This window comes from Chryseobacterium antibioticum (genome assembly GCF_012927325.1).
GTDB lineage: Bacteria > Bacteroidota > Bacteroidia > Flavobacteriales > Weeksellaceae > Chryseobacterium > Chryseobacterium antibioticum.
This window is the reverse complement of the sequence record NZ_JABBGI010000017.1, coordinates 1-19435: the sequence shown is the minus strand read 5'-3', so window position 1 is coordinate 19435 and position 19435 is coordinate 1. Positions and strand designations below refer to the sequence as shown.

The 19435-nt window shown below is 36.8% G+C and carries 24 protein-coding genes; 19 read left to right on the top strand and 5 right to left on the bottom strand.

The window, feature by feature from the left end:
• Nucleotides 1-200: 200 nt before the first annotated feature.
• The 3 genes from rlmF to HHL23_RS13905 are packed head-to-tail and all read right to left on the bottom strand — an operon-like array spanning nucleotide 201 to nucleotide 1713.
• The gene (gene rlmF, locus HHL23_RS13915; RefSeq protein WP_169235398.1) at nucleotides 201-1127 is read right to left on the bottom strand and encodes a 23S rRNA (adenine(1618)-N(6))-methyltransferase RlmF; all 927 of its coding nucleotides are present in this window, start codon (nucleotides 1125-1127) and stop codon (nucleotides 201-203) included.
• A gap of 2 nt (nucleotides 1128-1129) precedes the next feature.
• Nucleotides 1130-1504: a c-type cytochrome gene (locus tag HHL23_RS13910; protein ID WP_169235397.1), complete on the bottom strand. Its 375-nt coding sequence runs from the start codon at nucleotides 1502-1504 to the stop codon at nucleotides 1130-1132.
• Nucleotides 1504-1713 carry a hypothetical protein gene (locus tag HHL23_RS13905; protein ID WP_169235396.1) on the bottom strand — a complete coding sequence of 70 codons (210 nt, stop codon included), beginning with the start codon at nucleotides 1711-1713 and terminating at the stop codon, nucleotides 1504-1506. The genes HHL23_RS13910 and HHL23_RS13905 overlap by 1 nt, the downstream gene beginning before the upstream one ends.
• Nucleotides 1714-1852: 139 nt before the next feature.
• Between HHL23_RS13905 and HHL23_RS13900 the strand changes: the two genes are divergently transcribed.
• The 14 genes from HHL23_RS13900 to HHL23_RS13835 all read left to right on the top strand — a co-directional run bounded on the left by HHL23_RS13900 (nucleotide 1853) and on the right by HHL23_RS13835 (nucleotide 14505).
• Entirely contained in the window at nucleotides 1853-2497 is a 645-nt protein-coding gene (locus tag HHL23_RS13900) for a hypothetical protein (RefSeq protein ID WP_169235395.1), read from the top strand.
• A 249-nt stretch (nucleotides 2498-2746) separates the two neighbouring features.
• Complete coding sequence (locus HHL23_RS13895) at nucleotides 2747-4171, top strand: anthranilate synthase component I family protein (protein ID WP_169235394.1); 1425 nt, start codon at nucleotides 2747-2749, stop codon at nucleotides 4169-4171.
• 75 nt (nucleotides 4172-4246) lie between these two features.
• On the top strand, nucleotides 4247-4855 hold the full coding sequence (locus HHL23_RS13890; protein WP_169235393.1) for an anthranilate synthase component II: 609 nt from the start codon (nucleotides 4247-4249) through the stop codon (nucleotides 4853-4855).
• A 134-nt stretch (nucleotides 4856-4989) separates the two neighbouring features.
• Nucleotides 4990-5979 carry an anthranilate phosphoribosyltransferase gene (gene trpD, locus HHL23_RS13885; RefSeq protein ID WP_169235392.1) on the top strand — a complete coding sequence of 330 codons (990 nt, stop codon included), beginning with the start codon at nucleotides 4990-4992 and terminating at the stop codon, nucleotides 5977-5979.
• A gap of 115 nt (nucleotides 5980-6094) precedes the next feature.
• Nucleotides 6095-6874, top strand: coding sequence for an indole-3-glycerol phosphate synthase TrpC (gene trpC / locus HHL23_RS13880; RefSeq protein ID WP_169235391.1), 780 nt, complete (start codon nucleotides 6095-6097; stop codon nucleotides 6872-6874).
• A gap of 18 nt (nucleotides 6875-6892) precedes the next feature.
• A complete protein-coding gene (locus HHL23_RS13875) occupies nucleotides 6893-7591 on the top strand; it encodes a phosphoribosylanthranilate isomerase (RefSeq protein WP_169235390.1) in 699 nt (232 codons plus the stop codon).
• A gap of 15 nt (nucleotides 7592-7606) precedes the next feature.
• Nucleotides 7607-8059 carry an IS200/IS605 family transposase gene (tnpA, locus tag HHL23_RS13870; protein WP_169235389.1) on the top strand — a complete coding sequence of 151 codons (453 nt, stop codon included), beginning with the start codon at nucleotides 7607-7609 and terminating at the stop codon, nucleotides 8057-8059.
• Between the two features lie 89 nt (nucleotides 8060-8148).
• Nucleotides 8149-8673, top strand: a complete 525-nt coding sequence (locus HHL23_RS13865) for a hypothetical protein (protein ID WP_169235388.1) — start codon at nucleotides 8149-8151, stop codon at nucleotides 8671-8673.
• 118 nt (nucleotides 8674-8791) lie between these two features.
• Entirely contained in the window at nucleotides 8792-9970 is a 1179-nt protein-coding gene (gene trpB, locus HHL23_RS13860) for a tryptophan synthase subunit beta (protein ID WP_169235387.1), read from the top strand.
• A 97-nt stretch (nucleotides 9971-10067) separates the two neighbouring features.
• Nucleotides 10068-10802, top strand: coding sequence for a tryptophan synthase subunit alpha (trpA, locus tag HHL23_RS13855; RefSeq protein WP_228464762.1), 735 nt, complete (start codon nucleotides 10068-10070; stop codon nucleotides 10800-10802).
• A 79-nt stretch (nucleotides 10803-10881) separates the two neighbouring features.
• Complete coding sequence (gene lipB / locus HHL23_RS13850) at nucleotides 10882-11610, top strand: lipoyl(octanoyl) transferase LipB (protein WP_169235385.1); 729 nt, start codon at nucleotides 10882-10884, stop codon at nucleotides 11608-11610.
• Nucleotides 11611-11797: 187 nt separating this feature from the next.
• Nucleotides 11798-12850 (top strand): serine hydrolase domain-containing protein, encoded by a 1053-nt coding sequence (locus tag HHL23_RS13845; protein ID WP_169235384.1) that lies wholly within the window; start codon nucleotides 11798-11800, stop codon nucleotides 12848-12850.
• A 309-nt stretch (nucleotides 12851-13159) separates the two neighbouring features.
• Nucleotides 13160-14113: a protein-glutamine glutaminase gene (locus HHL23_RS13840; RefSeq protein WP_169235383.1), complete on the top strand. Its 954-nt coding sequence runs from the start codon at nucleotides 13160-13162 to the stop codon at nucleotides 14111-14113.
• Nucleotides 14114-14220: 107 nt separating this feature from the next.
• A complete protein-coding gene (locus HHL23_RS13835; RefSeq protein ID WP_169235382.1) occupies nucleotides 14221-14505 on the top strand; it encodes a hypothetical protein in 285 nt (94 codons plus the stop codon).
• A gap of 104 nt (nucleotides 14506-14609) precedes the next feature.
• Here HHL23_RS13835 and HHL23_RS13830 read toward each other — a convergent pair whose 3' ends face one another.
• A complete protein-coding gene (locus HHL23_RS13830) occupies nucleotides 14610-15362 on the bottom strand; it encodes an SDR family oxidoreductase (protein WP_169235381.1) in 753 nt (250 codons plus the stop codon).
• Between the two features lie 244 nt (nucleotides 15363-15606).
• On the opposite strand from HHL23_RS13830, the gene HHL23_RS13825 reads away from it, so the two are divergent.
• The 5 genes from HHL23_RS13825 to HHL23_RS13805 all read left to right on the top strand — a co-directional run bounded on the left by HHL23_RS13825 (nucleotide 15607) and on the right by HHL23_RS13805 (nucleotide 18562).
• A complete protein-coding gene (locus tag HHL23_RS13825) occupies nucleotides 15607-16239 on the top strand; it encodes an NAD(P)H-dependent oxidoreductase (RefSeq protein ID WP_169235380.1) in 633 nt (210 codons plus the stop codon).
• 31 nt (nucleotides 16240-16270) lie between these two features.
• Nucleotides 16271-16705, top strand: coding sequence for a MarR family winged helix-turn-helix transcriptional regulator (locus tag HHL23_RS13820; protein ID WP_169235379.1), 435 nt, complete (start codon nucleotides 16271-16273; stop codon nucleotides 16703-16705).
• Nucleotides 16706-17128 (top strand): organic hydroperoxide resistance protein, encoded by a 423-nt coding sequence (locus HHL23_RS13815; protein WP_169235378.1) that lies wholly within the window; start codon nucleotides 16706-16708, stop codon nucleotides 17126-17128. It abuts the gene before it with no gap.
• A gap of 102 nt (nucleotides 17129-17230) precedes the next feature.
• Nucleotides 17231-17959 carry an NERD domain-containing protein gene (locus tag HHL23_RS13810; protein ID WP_169235377.1) on the top strand — a complete coding sequence of 243 codons (729 nt, stop codon included), beginning with the start codon at nucleotides 17231-17233 and terminating at the stop codon, nucleotides 17957-17959.
• 147 nt (nucleotides 17960-18106) lie between these two features.
• Complete coding sequence (locus HHL23_RS13805) at nucleotides 18107-18562, top strand: YdcF family protein (protein ID WP_169235376.1); 456 nt, start codon at nucleotides 18107-18109, stop codon at nucleotides 18560-18562.
• A gap of 18 nt (nucleotides 18563-18580) precedes the next feature.
• Here the strand turns inward: HHL23_RS13805 and def are convergent, their stop codons facing one another.
• Nucleotides 18581-19210 carry a peptide deformylase gene (gene def / locus HHL23_RS13800; protein ID WP_169235375.1) on the bottom strand — a complete coding sequence of 210 codons (630 nt, stop codon included), beginning with the start codon at nucleotides 19208-19210 and terminating at the stop codon, nucleotides 18581-18583.
• Between the last annotated feature and the right edge of the window lie 225 nt (nucleotides 19211-19435).

Genomic DNA, 19435 nt, shown 5'->3' with positions numbered 1-19435 from the left:
TTTCTAAAAGCGTACAAATTTAGGCATTTTTAGTGATTTGTCAATTATGAATTTTGAATTTGCTTCGCAGTGAATCTGTCAGCGGATATTACTACTGGATTAAACGTGAATTGTCAATTATGAATTGGCTCCGCAGTGAATTCATTGGCACGAATCATCATTCACCATTAACTTGCACAGCAAAATTGACCATTCCCATTTTACAACCAGTCTTTCCTGTTCTTCTGAGGAATAAAGGTCCAGGCCAACATTCTGCTCACTTTTTGCCCCTGAGCCATATCGATGGTTTTGAAATCTAATGCTTTGACCTTCTTTAATAGGTTAGTCAACTTATACAGATTGTCCTTTTTAGACACTAAACAGGTAAACCAAAGGACTTGTGAGGAATATTGGGTGCTTTCCTGAATCATTTTGGTAATAAAAGCAAGTTCGCCACCTTCGCACCACAATTCAGACTGTTGTCCGCCAAAATTAAGGAGCGGTTTTTTAAGCTTTGATTTATTGATGTTTTTTGTCTTTCTAAGGTTTCCTTTCAAAGCAGATTCTTCAGAATCATGAAATGGAGGATTACACATAGAAAATGTAAAACGGTCTCCTGCCTCAATGATATTTTTGAAGACATGATTGGGATCAGGCTGTTTTTTTAATTGAATAACAGGTAATAAATCCGGGTTGTGATCTAAAATACGCTGCGCATTTTCCAAAGAGCCCTGATTGATATCCGTTCCCAGCATTGTCCAACCGTAAGATCTGTTGGCCAGTAAAGGATACACAAGATTCGCCCCTGTTCCGATATCCAAACCTGATATAGAAATTCCTGTAGGAATTTCGGGATGATTTTCTGCTAAAAGATCCGCAATATAGTGGACGTAATCTACCCGTCCGGGAATAGGAGGACAAAGATTGGCCTCAGGAATATCCCAGTTCTTAATGTTATAAAAATGTAAAAGTAATGCCTGATTAAGAAGTTTTACTGCTTTAGGAAGGCTAAAATTGATCGTAGCCGTTTGGTAAGCATTAACGAATACATAGTGTTTCAGTTCTGGCACACAGGAAATAAGCTGATCAAAATCATAGGGATTGCGATGCAGATTTCTTGTGTGCAGACTGGATTTTTCAGTAGTCATATTTATTTTTTCTGACTCAAAATATATTCTACCATTTTTTTAGCATCTTCTTTAGATACCTGTGGATGAGGAGCCATCGGAACGCCTCCCCAAACTCCGCTTCCGCCTTCTATAATCTTCGAGGCCAGCATTTCAATATCCTTATCAGAATATTTTTCTGCGATCTCTTTGTAAGAAGGTCCTATCATTCTCTCATTTACAGCATGGCATCCTGAACAGTCTAATGTTTCAATGATCTGATCACCTGAAAGATTAGCTTTTACCGGCTCCGAAACAGCGGATGTCTCAGAAGGTACACCTTGTGCCTCCGTATTTTCTTTTTTAGAACAGGAAAGGATCAAAAATCCTATAGCTCCTGCCAAAAGGAGTTTTTTCATTATTTTTTTGCTGCAGTAGAATCTGTTTTAGCCGCCTCAGGAGTAGCTGGTGCAGCCGGAGCAGCTTTCTTCGCTGTTGAGTCTACTACAGTGGTAGTTTCAGGCTCTTCAAGCATTGTGTTGCTGTCCTGTAATGTATGATCTGGTTTCTTAGAACAGTTTACGACTAATAAACTTCCAATGAATGCAATTGCTAATACTTTTCTCATTATTTTTTCTATAAAATTTAGACAAAAATATAAAAAATAAGCTTTTAAACTCATGACAAATGTTCATGTTATCCATATTTTTCCAGAAAATTAATGTTTAGATAATAATTATATGCTCCAATAATATTAAATTTAAGCTATGATTTTTATCTCCAAAATTCTGTTTTTCACCAGCCATCACGGTTTTTATACTGTGATTATACTTTTTGTATTTTTTGGACTACTTTCATATGTTACAAAAAAGGCTTGGTTTCTGGCTCCAATACTTCCTTTAGCTATCCTGAACGGTTTTGCAGGACAGTATCTGAATGCCTGGTATTTAAACAAATACGGTGTAGAAAGTACAGCGATCATCACTTCTGATGTAGAAACCAATTCCACGCTGAATGACATGTACATCCATGATTATGAAGCCATTGTCAAGAAACAGGATGGTAAATATACCTCAACATTCTTTTCTACGACAAGCGCAACGATCTACCCTATTGAAAATGCCATCAGAATTCCTAGAATGGGAAGCCATTTTCCAGTAAAATATATTCCGGGATATGAGAAAAACATGGTCATTCTTTACTATCAATCCGAGGAGGGAAACAATGCGCTGAAGTATGAAAAAATAGCCCCGATACAATCCGCAAAGATCAAGTATGAAGCGGACAGAACGAATAAAGAATTTATTGAAGAATATATTGCCGCGCTGGAAGATTATGTAAAAACCTATGACAGTGAAGAATACAAAGTAAAAATTGAAGAATTAAAAGCAGAGCTGAAACAGCTTAAATAAAGGATTTCCATTTTAAGTTTTTTAATTTTTTGCTTTTTTCTTGTTTTGGTATAAAAAAAATTTCTACATTTGTCCCATGTTTAATATGAGCAACAATATTTGGTGGTGGCTTTCAAACTCTTCGTCGGGTCTGGAGGTATTGTCATGTTGCTAAGTACAGCAGAATAATTAAAATACACAATATATAGGCTTTGACGGATTCCGTTAAAGCCTTTTTTTATTTAATCCAAAACAAAAAATACAAGTCAGATGTCCATTCAAAAAATAAAAATAAAGACAGATTCTAAAAAAACATTGGGAGATCTTTACACTCCGATGAATATCTATCTTCAGATCAGAGACAGATTCCGGGATACAATTCTTTTGGAAAGTTCAGATTCTAAAAATATTGACAATAACTTTTCATTTATTGCCGTGAATGCAGTTGCAGGAATTGAAGTGAAGAACCTTAATGAGTTTGAAATTAAGCTTCCAGGTTCAGATCCTGTGAAACAAATGATCGGAGATCGCAATATCGCTGATATTTTTGATGAATTTCAAAGTGTTTTCGAATGTGAAACCACTCACGATCCTATTGAACAGACGGCTCAAAGCCTTTTTGGATATACAAGTTTTGAAGCGGTACAGTTCTTCGAAAACATACATTTGAAACCGCAAAGCCCGGAAGTGGAAATCCCAATTCTCCGTTACAGATTATACCAGTACGTCATTGCCATCAACCATTACAATGATGAGATGCATATTATTGAAAATCAAATCCCTGGTTTAAAATCTGAATTATATCTGCTTGAGAATCTGATCAGAAATCAAAACACTCCGGTCTACCCTTTTGAGAAAACCGGTGACGAAACTTCTAACCTTACGGATGAAGAATATATCGAACTGGTAAAAACAGCTCAGAAACACTGTATGAGAGGTGATGTTTTCCAATTGGTGCTGAGCAGAAGGTTTGAACAGAAGTTCAAAGGTGATGAATTTAATGTCTACCGTGCACTTAGGAATATAAACCCATCCCCTTATCTTTTCTTTTTTGATTATGGGAATTATAAATTATTCGGATCAAGTCCCGAAAGCCAGCTGATCATCAAAGACAATAAGGCAATCATCCACCCTATTGCAGGAACTTTCAAGAGAACCGGGCATTTGGAAACTGATCTGGAGTCTATTGAAGCTTTAAAAAATGATCCGAAAGAAAATGCTGAACATACCATGCTGGTAGACCTGGCAAGAAATGATCTTGGAAAACTGGGCAAAAATGTAACGGTTACCAAGCTTAAGGAGATCCAGCTTTTCTCCCACGTTATTCATATGGTAAGTGAAGTGACAGCTGATCTTCCGGAAAACATCAATCCTCTTGACATGGTTTCTGCCACCTTTCCACAGGGAACTTTAAGTGGTGCTCCCAAACACAGAGCTCTTCAGCTTATCGATCAATATGAAAAAGATTCCCGTGGCTATTACGGCGGATGCATTGGGATGATCGGATTAAATGGCACCTGTAACCAGGCGATTATGATCCGTACTTTTTTAAGCAGAAACAACACCCTTTATTACCAGGCCGGAGCCGGACTGGTGGCAAAATCAGTCCCTGAAAATGAATTGCAGGAAGTGAATAATAAATTGAATGCACTGAAAAAAGCAGTAGACAAAGCCGGCAAAATAGTGATGAGCTAAAAGTGATAAGTTAACAATAACTATCAACCGACGACCATCAACAATCAATTCCCCCAACAATTAAAAAAACAAAAAATGAGCAACAATATAAATCAGTCAGCAACCCAGGAACAACTTAAAGTTCTGGTTTTTGACAACTACGACAGCTTTACGTATAATCTGGTTCAAATTATTGAAAGAATTCTGGATCAAAAAGTAGATGTTGTACGGAATGATAAGATCACTTTGGAAGAAATCGGGAAATATGATAAAATTATACTTTCACCAGGTCCTGGAATTCCCGAAGAAGCAGGAATTCTGTTGGATCTGATCAGAGAATATGCTCCTACCAAAAGTATTTTAGGAGTGTGTCTTGGACAACAGGCTATTGCAGAGGCTTTCGGAGGAAACCTGATCAATCTTTCAGAAATTTTCCATGGCGTGGCCACTTCCGCTGAATTGGTTAAAGAAAATACGAAAATTTTCAAAAATCTTGCATCAGGAATGGAAGTAGGAAGATACCACAGCTGGGCCGTTAATCCGGAAGGCTTTCCTGAAGAACTGGAAATTACTGCCGTAGATAAGGACGGAATGATCATGGCATTGCAGCATAAAACCTATGATGTGCACGGTGTACAGTTTCATCCCGAAAGTATTTTAACTCCTGATGGAGAAGTTATTATCAGAAACTTTTTGATGAACTAAAATAAAGCTGACAAGCGAAAGATTCGCAAAAAAGCTTAGTTTCAGTTCAGTTGAAGATTTAATGCCTTTTGTTTACCCTTAGAATTATGAAACCAACAGAAACAGATTACCCGACCACCATAAAAATGCCACAAATGAAAGAAATATTACAATACCTGTTCAATCATCATACTTTGTCCAAATCTGAGGCAAAGGCAATGATGATCGAGATTGCTCAGAATAAATTTAATACCGCAGAGGTTACCGCTTTTATCAGTGTCTTCCTGATGCGGAATATTACGCTGAAAGAGTTGGAAGGTTTCAGGGAAGCTCTGCTGCAGATGACAGTGCCTGTACATCTTAATACCGAAGATACTCTGGATATTGTGGGAACCGGAGGTGATGGTAAAAACACCATCAATATATCAACGCTGGCAAGCTTTGTTGTTGCCGGAGCAGGACAGAAAGTGGCCAAACACGGAAATTATGGGGCTTCTGCCACCACGGGATCCTCGAATGTAATGGAAGAGCTTGGCTATCAGTTCAAAAACAATTCAGAACAACTGAATGAAGAGCTTGAAAAAGCTAATATTTGTTTTCTGCATGCTCCGTATTTTCATCCTGCCCTTCAATCTGTCGGTGCTTTAAGAAAGGCTTTGGGATTGAGAACATTTTTCAATCTACTGGGCCCTCTTGTCAATCCGGCAAAACCTAAATATTCAGTAATAGGAGTTTATAACATGGAAATTGCAAGAATCTACCAGTACCTTTTGCAGAAAGAGGAACGCGAGTTTATCCTGGTGCATGGTTTGGACGGATACGATGAAATAAGCCTTACGCAGGACAGTAAAATGATTACGAAAAATGGCGAAGAGATTTATTCCGCTGAAGATCTGGGATTTGATTCTGTAAGTCCGGAAAGTATCCAAGGCGGTGAAACCCCTCAGGAATCTGCAAAGATCTTTAGAAATATCTTAGAAGGAAACGGATCGGTACAACAGAACTCTGTGGTTCTTGTGAATGCATCGACTGCCCTTTTCCACACCCAAAAATTCGGAACCTATGAAGACTGCCTCTTACTAGCCAAAGAAAGTCTGGAGAGCGGAAAAGCATTAAAAAGCCTTCAACTATTGGTGAAAGGTTAATATTGCTATTTAAAAATTTAAATTATTAGTTGCTGGTTATTATTTGACACTAAAAATCATAAGATATTTTCCGGCATATCTAACCTCTAATATCTAACTTCTAGTTTATAAACAAATGACCATACTAGATACAATTATTGAAAGAAAAAGAGAAGAAATTGCAGCTTCAAAAGCAGAAATTTCAATTGAAAGACTGAAAAATTCTGAGTTTTTTGGAAGAAAAAGCTTTTCGTTAAAAGAATCTGTAAAAAATAAAAGCGGAATCATTGCTGAGTTTAAAAGACAATCTCCTTCAAAAGGGATCATCAATAATCAGGTTCAGCCTTTGGACGTAGTTTCTGCCTATGAAAGTTTTGGAGCATCAGGAATTTCGATTCTTACCGACCGTGATTTTTTTGGAGGAAATTTTGATGATATCCTGAGTGTCAGAAACCATATCAACATTCCGATTCTGAGAAAAGATTTTATGATGGATGAATACCAGTTTTATGAAGCTAAAAGCATTGGAGCTGATGCTGTTTTACTGATTGCAGCATGTCTGTCTCCGGATCAGGTTCTGGAATTTACTGAATTGGCTCATACCTTGGATCTGGAAGTTCTTTTAGAGATCCATACGGAAGAAGAACTGAAACATTTTAATGCTGACATTGATCTTGTAGGCATTAATAATAGAAATTTAAAAGACTTCAAGGTTGACCTTCAGCATTCTGTCCTTTTAAAAGACCAACTTCCCAAAGAGGTGTTGTCTGTAGCGGAAAGTGGCATTTACACAATCGAAGATTTTAACTATTTAAAGGGAAAAGGATTTGATGGTTTTCTGATGGGAGAATATTTCATGAAGAATGAAAATCCTGCGGACAAATTCGCTGAATTTGTTTCCAATGTAGCAATGTAACAGTTTATCAATCTAGCAATGAATAGAAATCAGCAGCCAAAAATAAAAGTCTGTGGTTTGACAAAACCAGACCAAATCCAGGAACTCATCTCCATGGAAACAGATTTTCTCGGGTTCATCTTCTATGAAAAATCACCAAGATATGTTCTGGACAGATTGAGTTTAGAGGAAATTTCGAAGATCAGTCATCCGGGAAAAACAGGAGTTTTTGTCAATGAAGGAATTGAGAAAATTACCGCCATTGCAGAAAAGGCAGGATTGAAATTTATTCAGTTACATGGTGATGAAAGTGAAGATTTTATGATTGAATTAAAACAAAAACTGCAACCGGACGTTACCATTATAAAGGTAATCAGAATTGGGAACAATGACAATGAAACCCGGGAAAAGCTAAAATACACTCTCAGTTCTTACCGTTCATTGGTCAATTATTTCCTCTTCGACACAGACGGAAGGGCATTTGGAGGAACAGGAAAACAGTTCGACTGGACCCTGTTGAATGAATTTGAAATTCCACTTCCCTATTTTTTAAGTGGTGGAATTTCAGAAGAAAATATTGACAATATCAGTCTTTTGAACCAAAAGCCATTTGCAATTGATATCAATTCAAAATTTGAACTGGAACCTGGAGATAAAGACCTTGAAAAAATAAAAAAATTCATTTCGAAAGAGTCCCAAAGGGACGATTTAACAAAGAATTGGATGCAGTCCAATTAAAATTAAAACACAAAAATGCCCCAGTCCCTAGTAAAAAATTATATCCACATTGTTTTCAGTACAAAGTACCGGCAGGATTTCATTGATGAACAAATAGAAAAAGAGTTATTTCCCTACATCGCGGTGATATGTAAAGATTTTGAAAGTCCGGCATTGCAGATAGGTGGATATGATGATCATATTCATATATTATGTCTTCTTTCACGGAAAATGGCTCTGATGAAACTGGTTCAAGAAATCAAGGCCCATTCTTCAAAATGGATAAAAACCAAAGGACCTCAATATGAAAATTTCTTTTGGCAGGATGGATACGGAGCATTTTCGGTAGGCAGAAATGAAGTTAACAGAGTTATTAATTACATCAAAAATCAGCGACAACACCATCAAAATCAAAAATTTAAGGATGAACTGATTGAAATGCTTGAAAAACATGATATTGAATATAATGAAAAATATATTTGGGACTGAATTTGTTGCAAGAATGATAAGAGTAAAGGATTTTATCCTTTACTAAAGGTTAAATCGTCCCTTCGAGACTCTCTAAAAAATACACTAAAATGATGAACATACATCAGTTAAAAAAAACATTTTACAAAACCTTATTTCCGCCCAAGTTCGGGAATAAAAAAATCCAGTCTCTGTATAATTTTGTCTCTCAAAATGACAGCGATACGGAATATTGGACCGTTAACGGGCAATTGCAGGAGTTTATAGGCATTATTAAAAGCTTTGATGAAAGTGATATCCAGTATTTCTTTGAGAGAATCAGCCTTTGGAACAGCTATTATCTTGTAATTATTTCTGATAAATTTTTAGACAGCCACGTGAAAGCAAATGTCAAATATGATCTTGGAAAGATTTATGCTAAAATTTTCCTGCTTTATGAAGATTCGGATCCTTATTTTTTAATTGACAACCTGGAAATTGCTGTTACCATGTATGAGTCGAAAATAGATACGGCCACATTAATTGACCTGATCAGTAAAATTGAATTTATGCATCATAAAAAACTGATCACCAGACAACAACGTAATCATAACATTCACTTTATCAGCAGTCTGACCGATGAACTATCAAATTAAAAAAACAGATGAACTAACGGATCATGAAACAGAACATACTGTAGACCTTTGGGAAGTACAAATAACCCCTTCCGATTTTCTAAAAAAAACGCTTATTTAATCAATAAAGAATAAAAAAATGAATTATAAAAACCCTGATGAACATGGATATTATGGTGAATTCGGAGGCGCTTTCATCCCTGAAATGCTTTACCCGAATGTAGAGGAACTGCAGAACAATTATCTTGAGATCATAGAATCTGAAGAGTTTCAGAATGAATATCAGGACCTGCTTAAAAACTATGTAGGACGTGCTACTCCACTCTATTTTGCCAAAAATTTAAGCCAGAAATACAACACCCAGGTCTATTTAAAAAGAGAAGACCTTAACCATACCGGAGCCCATAAAATCAACAATGCTTTGGGGCAGGTTCTTCTGGCAAAACGTCTTGGAAAAACCAGGATTATTGCAGAAACAGGTGCCGGACAGCACGGTGTGGCTACCGCTACAGCCTGCGCGCTTCTTGGTCTGGAATGTATTGTTTATATGGGTGAAATTGACATCCAGCGACAGGCTCCGAATGTAGCAAGAATGAAAATGTTGGGTGCAGAAGTTATTCCAGCCACTTCAGGTTCAAAAACACTGAAAGATGCGGTGAATGAAGCGCTTAGAGACTGGATTAACAATCCTGTGACGACCCATTATGTGATCGGAAGTGTAGTGGGTCCTCATCCTTTTCCAGATCTGGTAGCTCGGTTTCAAAGCATCATCTCAAAGGAGATCAGGGAACAGTTGAAAGAGAAAATAGGAAGAGAAAATCCGGATTACGTGATCGCCTGTGTAGGTGGAGGAAGCAATGCAGCCGGAACTTTTTACCATTTCGTAGAGGAAAAAGACGTTAAAATCATTGCCGCAGAAGCTGGCGGACTGGGCGTTGATTCAGGGAAATCGGCAGCCACGACTTTCCTTGGAACATTAGGCGTTCTTCACGGAAGCAAAAGCCTTGTTATGCAAACTGGAGACGGACAGGTGATTGAACCCCATTCTATCTCTGCCGGACTAGATTATCCGGGAATCGGACCATTTCATGCTCATTTGTTTAAAGAAAAACGCGCTGAATTTTTCAGTATTAATGATGAGGAAGCCCTAAAATCTGCTTTTCAATTAACAAAACTGGAAGGAATTATTCCAGCTCTGGAAAGTTCTCATGCCCTGGCGGTTTTGGATAAAAAGAAATTCAATGAAAACGATGTTGTTGTGATCTGCCTGAGCGGACGCGGGGACAAGGATATGGAAACTTATCTGAAGAATTTGTAAAATGTAAAAAGTATTGATGTACAATGGAACAGTTCCCAACATTTTACATCAATACTTTTTACATTCATACTTTTTACATCAATACATTAAAAAAACAATGAAAAAACTAAACATATACTTCACAGCAGGAATTCCGCAACTGGAAGATACCGCTGACATTATACAACTCATTCAAAATTCCGGAGCTGATATGATGGAGATCGGGATGCCCTATTCTGATCCTGTCGCAGACGGTCCGGTGATTCAGCAGGCGCATGAACTGGCTTTAAAAAACGGAATGACTATTGAAAAACTGTTTGCCCAGTTGAAAACAGTAAAAGACAAAATACAGATTCCTGTTATTCTGATGGGATATATCAATCCTGTTTTGAGTTTTGGATTTGAGGAATTCTGTCGCGAATGTTCGGAAAGCGGAGTTTCAGGACTGATCATTCCTGACCTCCCTCCTATTGAGTTTGAAAACAATTATCAGCAAATCTTAAAAAAGTATAATCTTAATTTTACGTTTCTGGTGACTCCTGAAACCTCCGATGAAAGAATTCTGTATTTAGATTCTTTAAGCTCAGGGTTTCTGTATGCGGTAAGTTCTTCATCAACCACAGGAAATGATACTGCTGTTTTGAAAAATGAAAGCTATTTGTCAAGACTGGCATCACTTCCTATTAAAAATCCGGTGATGATTGGTTTCGGAATTAAATCAAAGGACGATTTCGGGAATGTTACTGAAAAAGCAGACGGTGGGATTATCGGAACAGCTTTCGTCCATACGCTTTTGAATCATAAAGACTGGAAGAATGCTGCCATAGATTTTATCCATTCTATAAAAGGTTAAAATTCACTAAATTTGTATGTTAAAAATGGCAGGAAGTCGCGATTCCATATGACCATTACAAGAAAACAGACAGCAACGTATGAATACAAATCAAAATAAATCGGTAGAATTTGAAGATCTGGGTATCAAAGAATATCAGCCCGCCTGGGATTATCAGGAGAGTCTGATGAAAAATATCATTGATACTAAAATAAAAAACCGTGATTTACCTGCAGAAGAGCACATCACGACGCCAAACCATTTTTTATTGGTAGAGCATCCTCATGTTTACACGTTAGGAAAAAGCGGTCATGAAGAAAATATGCTTGCGGGTATCGACAAACTGAAGGAGATTGATGCCACTTTCGTAAAAGTTAACCGTGGTGGTGACATTACCTATCATGGTTTCGGACAAATTGTAGGCTACCCTATTTTAGACCTTGAAAACTTCTTTACGGATATTCATTTGTATATGAGGAATCTCGAGGAAGTGATCATCAGGGCGATTGGTGAATTTGGTCTTAAAGGGGAACGTTCACCGGGAGAAACCGGAGTATGGCTGGATGTGGGGAAACCTTACGCCAGAAAGATCTGCGCGATGGGAGTAAAAGCTTCGCGATGGGTAACCCTTCATGGTTTTGCGCTGAATGTCAATACGGATATGCGTTATTTTGAATACATCATTCCCTGCGGAATCAAAGACAAACAAGTGACTTCTTTAAAAAGAGAACTTGAAAGAGAACTGACAACGGAGGAAGTGGAAGATCTGAAAGCAAAGATCAGAAAGCATTTTGCAGATGTTTTCGGAGCTGAGCTTATTCAGAAATAATACACTCCCGATTAGAAATAGAGACTGGCTGTCATTGTACAGCCAGTTTTTTTATGGCGTATACAAAAGAGAATAAGCAAGTTTAAATTTCAAAAATTTTCCATTCATTATATTATTTTTAAAACTTATTTTTGATCTTCCTTATCATTTTAACATCATCTCCAATTTTTTTAAGCTAAAAAACCTAATGAAGCCATTTATCAGAATCCTCTGCACTGCAGGATTGCTTTTCACAGCCTCTCAATCATGTGCACAAAGTAAAAAAAACGATTATATAAGCAGGATCGACAGTTTAATAGAGTCTCCAACCTCTCCGAGGCCTTTCAACGGAGTGGTTCTGATCACCCAAAACGGAAAAATAAAATACTCTAAAGCCTATGGTTTCAAAGACAACAGGACGAAAGTTCCTTTGAAGATGAATGATCAATTCGAGATCATGTCTAATACCAAACAGATCACTTCTGTTTTATTATTAAAACAATTTGAAAAGGGAAAAGTGGATCTGCAGGCTCCTATCAAAAAATATCTTCCCTCTCTGACACAGCCCTGGGCAGACTCGGTCACCGTTCATCAGCTATTGAATCACAGCCACGGAATTGTGGACACAGAGAAACCGTTACTTTTCAAACCTGGCACTGAATTCAAATACGGTAATCTGTCGAATATTCTTTTAGGAAAGATCATTGAAAATGTTTCCGGTACCTCCTATATCCAATTGGCAACCGATTTATTTAAAGAGCTTCATTTGAAAAATACTTTCTGCTATTCGAAGGATAGCCGCAGGAATCTGGTGACTGGTCATATGAATAAGGATAATCATTTCACGCCTGTTGAGAATTCATTTATTAACAACGAAAATATGCCCGCCGACGGCGTTGTTACCACCGCTGAAGACATGACCCTCTGGAATTCACTTCTTCATAAAGGGAAAATTTTAAGCACTAAAAGCTATCAACTGATGACTACCTATTCTATCCTCTCACAGCATGATGTATTTGGAAAAGAGAAATCAGGTTACGGTTATAATATCCGTATCGTACAATACAGAGGTATTCCCTACTTAGGCCATACAGGGTTGGGTGATGGTTTTGCCTCTCTGAATGTATACGTTCCCGGTTCGGATGTCAGCATCATTGTCATGGAAAACCAGATGAGTGAAGACGGTGATCTGTACTACTACCAGGAAGCACTGATCAGAGATATCGTCTTACAAAGCAGCCTGATCAAGAGCCAACGATAATTCTATTAAACTCTAATACATATATATCCCGTCATTCCAGTGTGCGGGATTTTTTTTATGATTACTGAAGTTTTATTAACATATTGATATTGAAAACCTACTCTAAACACGTAAAACAAAGGTTTTAGACAAACATATGTTAAAATAATTATTTTTTTATCATAAAATAATTTGCTGGTATGGTATTTTTGTTTACTTTTAATATCACATTAAAGTGAACTATTTTTCAGTAAATGATTCACCCAAAAAGCAACACACACCAAAAACTTAGATAATACATTTATTACTAACCACCAAACTATGAAAATTATGAGAAAATTTCTGTTATCAATGATGGTATTTGTGGCAGCCCTGTCATTTAATGCCTGTACAGACTCCACCGCAGAACAGCAAATGAGTCAGAGCGAGATCAGCACCAAAAATCTTACAGATCTGGGGAAAACAGTTCCGGTAGGGATAGAAGATGAAAACGGAACTTTAAAGGTTTCATTTATCGTTACCGCACAGTTCTATACCATCACCCCAACAAAAGAGAATGAAAATTACATCAGCCTGATCAGAGAAGCGCTGAAAAATGAATCTCCTATTCAGGTTTTCATCAAGCCTAACACGCATGAAATTGCAAAAGTAGAGAAAGGAAGTGAGGATGATGTCCGCTATTTCAAATCTGTTTTCACAAAAGAAGCTAAAGATCAGGCGGGAAAATTAACCAGTGTTTTACCCAACATAGCTACCCTAAACAGCATGTTTACACTGATCAAAAATCAGGCTTGCGGTACTTCAACGGCTTCTTCACCATGTATCACATTCAGATATCCTGTAGACGGATGCTATGCAAGAGCTCACAAAATGAGACAGATTCTGATCAACAATGGCTACGACTGTGAGAAACAGTTTGTATACGGAAACTTAAAAGCCTCTACAGGGACTTGCTGTGTAGCCTGGAGTTACCACGTTGCCATTCTGGTAAGCTATAAAAATGCTTCAGGGATTACCGAAAAAAGAATTATTGATCCTTCCCTTTTCCCTAGCGGACCTGTTACGGATACCGCATGGAGAAATGCATGCATCAATACGAGCTGTGGATCTGCATCTGTATCATCTTATGCCAACACAGCAGGAAATGTTTATTACAGAAGCCCTAGCGCCTCTTACCTGTATGACAACAACCTGGTGAACACCAATTGTGTACTGAACATATTCTCTTCACTTTCAGGATGTTCTCCTTCACCAGCTCCAAACGTTGGAGGTTGCGGATTCTAATTAACTTATACAGCTCCTGTATTTCTTTATCATCAATGAATTGCAGGAGTTATTTACTAAATATTTTTTCTATGAAAGTCTGGACTTATATACTATTAATACTATTTATGATCACATCCTGTTCCGGCAGTTCAAGTTCACAGAACCTGACCTGGTATAATAACTCAGTCATCACTAATGTTGCAGAGGATCCGGAGAAACCGGAAGAATTCACACGAGTATCCATCGGAATAAGTCCGCAAATCTTTTATCTGTCTAAAAAGGCAGATGATTATAAAACCCTTCTGGAAAAAACAAGCCAGAGCCACAAAAGAGGAAAAGCCTATAATATCGGTATTGAAAACAAGACCAATATTATTAAACAAATCAATGAAATTCCTTCAAAGAAGTAGCTCCTCTTTTTGCTCAAAATACTGCACTTAAAAGCAGACTGATGAAAAAATCAGATGCCCCCCCCTCAAAATCCCCCATCACAAAGCATGATGGGGATTTTAATTTATCGTATGACGGAAATTCCTGCATCCACCTTAAGTTCTGCCCCATGAATATAAGAAGCTTCTTCCGAAGCAAGGAATAATACAGCATTGGCAATTTCAGTAGGCTCACCCTGCCTTTTGAAAGGAATCGTAGGAATAATACCATGAACTGCATCTTCAATCTGTTCTGCATTCAAACCTGTGTTATTAAAAATATTGGTTTTAATATGGCCCGGGCTGATTCCGTTTACCCGTATTCCACGTTCTGTAAGTTCCACAGCGAAGGTCTTGATAAAAGACTGTACTGCTGATTTTGCCGCAGAATACACTGAAAAATTGGGCATGGCAATCTCAGTAGCCACAGAAGTATTGAAAATAACAGAACTTCCTTTTCTCATCAATGGTAACATTTGCTGAACAGTAAAGAAAGGACCTTTTACCAGCATATTGAAAAGTTCGTCAAAATGATTTTCATCCACATTTTCAATAGGAAAAAATTTCCCGTAACCTGCATTGGCAAAAAGTACGTCGATGCTTTCTGTGTATTTTCTTACCTCCAGCCGCAGGTTCATAAGATTTTTCATACTTCCTGCATCCGAAACGATACCTGATGCTTGCTCACCCAGTTTTTTTAAAGCATTATGTACGCTCTCTTCACTTCGCCCGGTGATGATCACTTTTCCACCATCATTAATGAACTGCTGTGCTGTCGCAAATCCCATCCCATTGGTTCCCCCTGTAATCAGGGCTGTTTTGTTTTTAAATCTCTGCATTGCTTTTTGTTTAAAATTATACTGCAAAGTTTCAATTAAAGGACTTCTTAAAAAATCCGATTCTTGTTGAATCCTGTTGCTTTCCTTCCAGACCTTTTGTTTTTCTATAAAGTTGTTATAAATTAAATCTATCAAAATTAAATTGCACACAACTTAATTAGTTGTACATTTGTCCTGTGATTTTAATCTCTGAGTTCAGTTTCAGAAATGATCATACCAAGAAGTATAATTTAAAATAAAAGAAATGTCATTAATAGAAGACTTACAATGGAGACATGCTGTAAAAGCATATGATTCTTCAAAAAAAGTATCAGAACAAGATCTTAACACTATTTTGGAAGCTGCAAGACTAGCTCCCACTTCATCGGGACTTCAGCCATTCAGGGTTATCGTTGTAGAAAACCAGGAATTAAAAGAGAAAATGGTTCAGGGAGCGCTGAATCCTGAAGTCATGAGAGACAGTTCACATGTTTTGGTATTTGCTGCATGGGACAGCTATTCGAATGAAAAAATAGATAAAGTTTACGATCATCATACGGATGTGAGGGACTTACCAAGAGGCCGTTTCAGCAGCTATACGGATAAGATCAAAGAAATGTACGGAGTTCAGACTCCTGAAGAACATTTTGCTCACACAGCCCGTCAGACTTATATTGCGTTAGGCTTAGCAATGGCTCAGGCTGCAGAATTAAAAATCGACAGTACACCGGCAGAAGGTTTCAGCAATGAAGTGGTTGACGAAATTCTTAACCTTAAAGAATTGGGATTAAAAAGTGTAAGCCTTTTATATCTTGGTTACAGGGATGCAGCAAATGACTGGCTTTCTACCATGAAGAAAGTGAGAGTTCCTATGGAGGAATTCATCATCAAAAAATAATACATTCATCATATCTTACCTCTTCAGCCTTATGGAAAATTCAAAATCGTTACAATTAGAAAACCAGATCTGCTTCCCGCTCTATGTGATTGCGAAAGAGATTACTGGACTTTACCGACCATTTCTGGATGAGATCGACATTACGTATCCACAATATCTTGTGATGATGGTACTATGGGAAAATGACGGTCTTGCAGTGAACCATATTGGTGAAAAGCTGTTTCTGGACAGTGGAACTTTAACGCCTCTTCTGAAAAGGCTTGAGGCTAAAGGAATCATCGACAGAAAGCGAAAAAAAGAGGATGAAAGAGTGGTTGAAGTCTTTTTAACGGAATCGGGAAAGCAACTTCAGCAGAAAGCCTGTGAAATTCCCGGAAAAATTCAGAATAAAATAGGTGTAGAGACAGAAGATCTGCTCCACCTTAAAGAAACGATCTTAAAAATATTAAACAAAATAGAAAAATAAATGAAAACGTTATACACAACAAAAGTAACAGCACAGGGAGGAAGAAACGGTCACGTAAAAAGTGAAAACGGAGTTTTGGATGTTGAAGTAAGAATGCCTAAAGCCCTTGGCGGTGGTAATGATGATTTTGCTAATCCTGAAATGCTTTTTGCAGCAGGATATTCAGCTTGTTTTGACAGTGCTCTAAACAGAGTAATCAGTTTAGCTAAAGCAAAAACTGGTGAAACAACAGTAACCGCTCAGGTAAGCATCGGACAGATTGAAAACGGAGGTTTCGGACTGGCGGTAGAACTAGATGTCAATATTCCGGGTGTATCCATTGAAGAAGCCCAGTCATTAACTGATCAGGCTCACCAGATTTGTCCTTATTCTAATGCGACAAGAGGTAATATTGAAGTGAAGATTGCGGTGACGAATAACTAAGTTTAATTCCTTTTTCATAAAAAATCTGTTTCTTTGGAGACAGATTTTTTATTTACTACCGGCAACCTAAAAAAACATTAACAGAAATAGCATACCAACATCATGGATATTAGTTTTTTAATTATTTCTCTATTAGCTCTAGCTATCTTATTCCTATTAATTAAATACTATACTCCAAAAATAAAAGGATTTATTGGTGAGAATAAAGCTTCAAAAGCTCTAAAAAGACTAAATAACGAAAAATACACTGTTCTGAATAATATTGAATTCAATATTAAAGGCTCCACTTCACAGATAGATCATGTTATTGTTTCAAATTATGGAATATTTGTTATCGAAACGAAGAATTACAAAGGTTGGATTTTAGGCTATGAAAAAGATAAATCCTGGATTCAGGCTATTTATAAATACAGACGCAAGTTTTATAATCCTATTTTACAAAATCAAGGTCATATTTATGCTTTAAAACACGTATTGAAAAATTATCAATATTTGAGGTATTATTCAATCATTACCTTTACAAAAAGAGCAACGCTTAAAACTAAAACATATACTGACGTTGTTTATATCAATAAGTTAGTCAAAACAATTAAAAAATATGATCACTATCACATTAACGATCAAACTAAGAACGACATTGTCGCCATAATTCTAACTGCAAAAACAAACAACCGAAATAAAGATAAAACACTACGAGTTAATTCTACCATGAATAAAAATATTTCATGCCCCAACTGTGGTGGAAATCTTATGGAGAGAAATGGTCAATATGGAATTTTTTTTGGCTGTAATAATTTTCCCAGATGTACTTATACAAGAAATAAAAAGTAACAATTCTATTAAAACTGTATTGTAAAAATGAATAGTCATTTATGAAAACCCTTAAACAAACATTCAAAATATTTATTACCATTCTGTTTTTATGGCTATGTGGACATTTGATTTATATAATTGTTGACAGGTTTGACAGACAAAAATATGCACGCAGATATCGCTGTCGTTTTAGGCAATACAGTAAATGAAGATGGCACACTTTCAGAAAGGCTTGAAAAACGTATGGAATGTGGACTCAATCTTTATCGTTATGGACGAGTAAAAAAAATATTAGTCAGCGGCGGACTGGGAAAAGAGGGATTTTATGAAGGTGATAAAATGAAAGAGTATTTAATTAAAAACAAAGTACCTGACAGCATTATAATTGTCGATAATTTTGGCAACAACACACTTGCAACCGTAAACAACACACTTAAATTAAAAGACAGTCTAAATTTTCAAAGTTTAATTGTTGTTTCTCAATATTTTCATTTGACAAGAACTAAAATGTTATTTAGAAAACAACATTTTAAAAACGTAAGTAGTGTAAGTCCTCAATATTTTGAATTGAGAGACATATATTCGTTATTGAGAGAATTTGTGGCTTATTATATAGGATAAGATACTGCAAATGATAAATTATCTCGTTGTAGAATCACTCCTTTTAAAAGCATCTACTTTTTTATAAGAATCATTTTTCTCTTTTTCTTTTTTATCTGAAATTAAGATTCCGAAAAGATGGTCTATTTCATGCTGAAAAATAACAGCCGTAAAACCTTCTACGATTTCTGAATACTTCTGCCCCTTCAAATCCACATATTCTAACTGGATCACTTTGCTTCTGTAAAACTGATCTCTGAACTCGGGAATGGATAAGTCTCCTTCAGGTCCCAGATTCTGTAATTCTGATCTCCAGACAATCACAGGATTGATGAAATATTCCTGAGGATTTCCCTCTTTATCAAAACGTTGTACCCAGATCACTTTTCTATTGATTCCAACCTGCGGTGCCGCAATGCCTACTCCGCCATCCGTTGAAAGAAGGGATTCTTTCATTCTTTTGACCAAAGTTGCGGTATTGGGATCAACCGGATCAATTTCTGTTGAAAGACTTAATAAAGTTTTATGCTGATGAGAATCTGTAGTCTGGTAAATCGGTAATGCTGTAGTAATATCTCCCTGATTAATAATTGAGGTTTCGTTTGGGGTCAATTTTTGAGCATTAATGAAGCCGATAAAAAAGATAAACAGAAAGGATATTTTTTTCATTTTTATTATTTGTTATACAAAGATAGCTAATGTGTTTCAAACATATAATTGGGCTGAAGCCCTGTTTGGCTATTTTTATAAAATTAAACGGGCTAAAGCCCAATGTCATTAAGTTAGTAAAATATCACAAGCTATCCTTTTGATTTTTAGAGACTATGGGTTTAGCTCTTGCTCTATATTTACCTATATTTCTTTTGTTTGATCTCTGAGGTCTTATAGGAATTA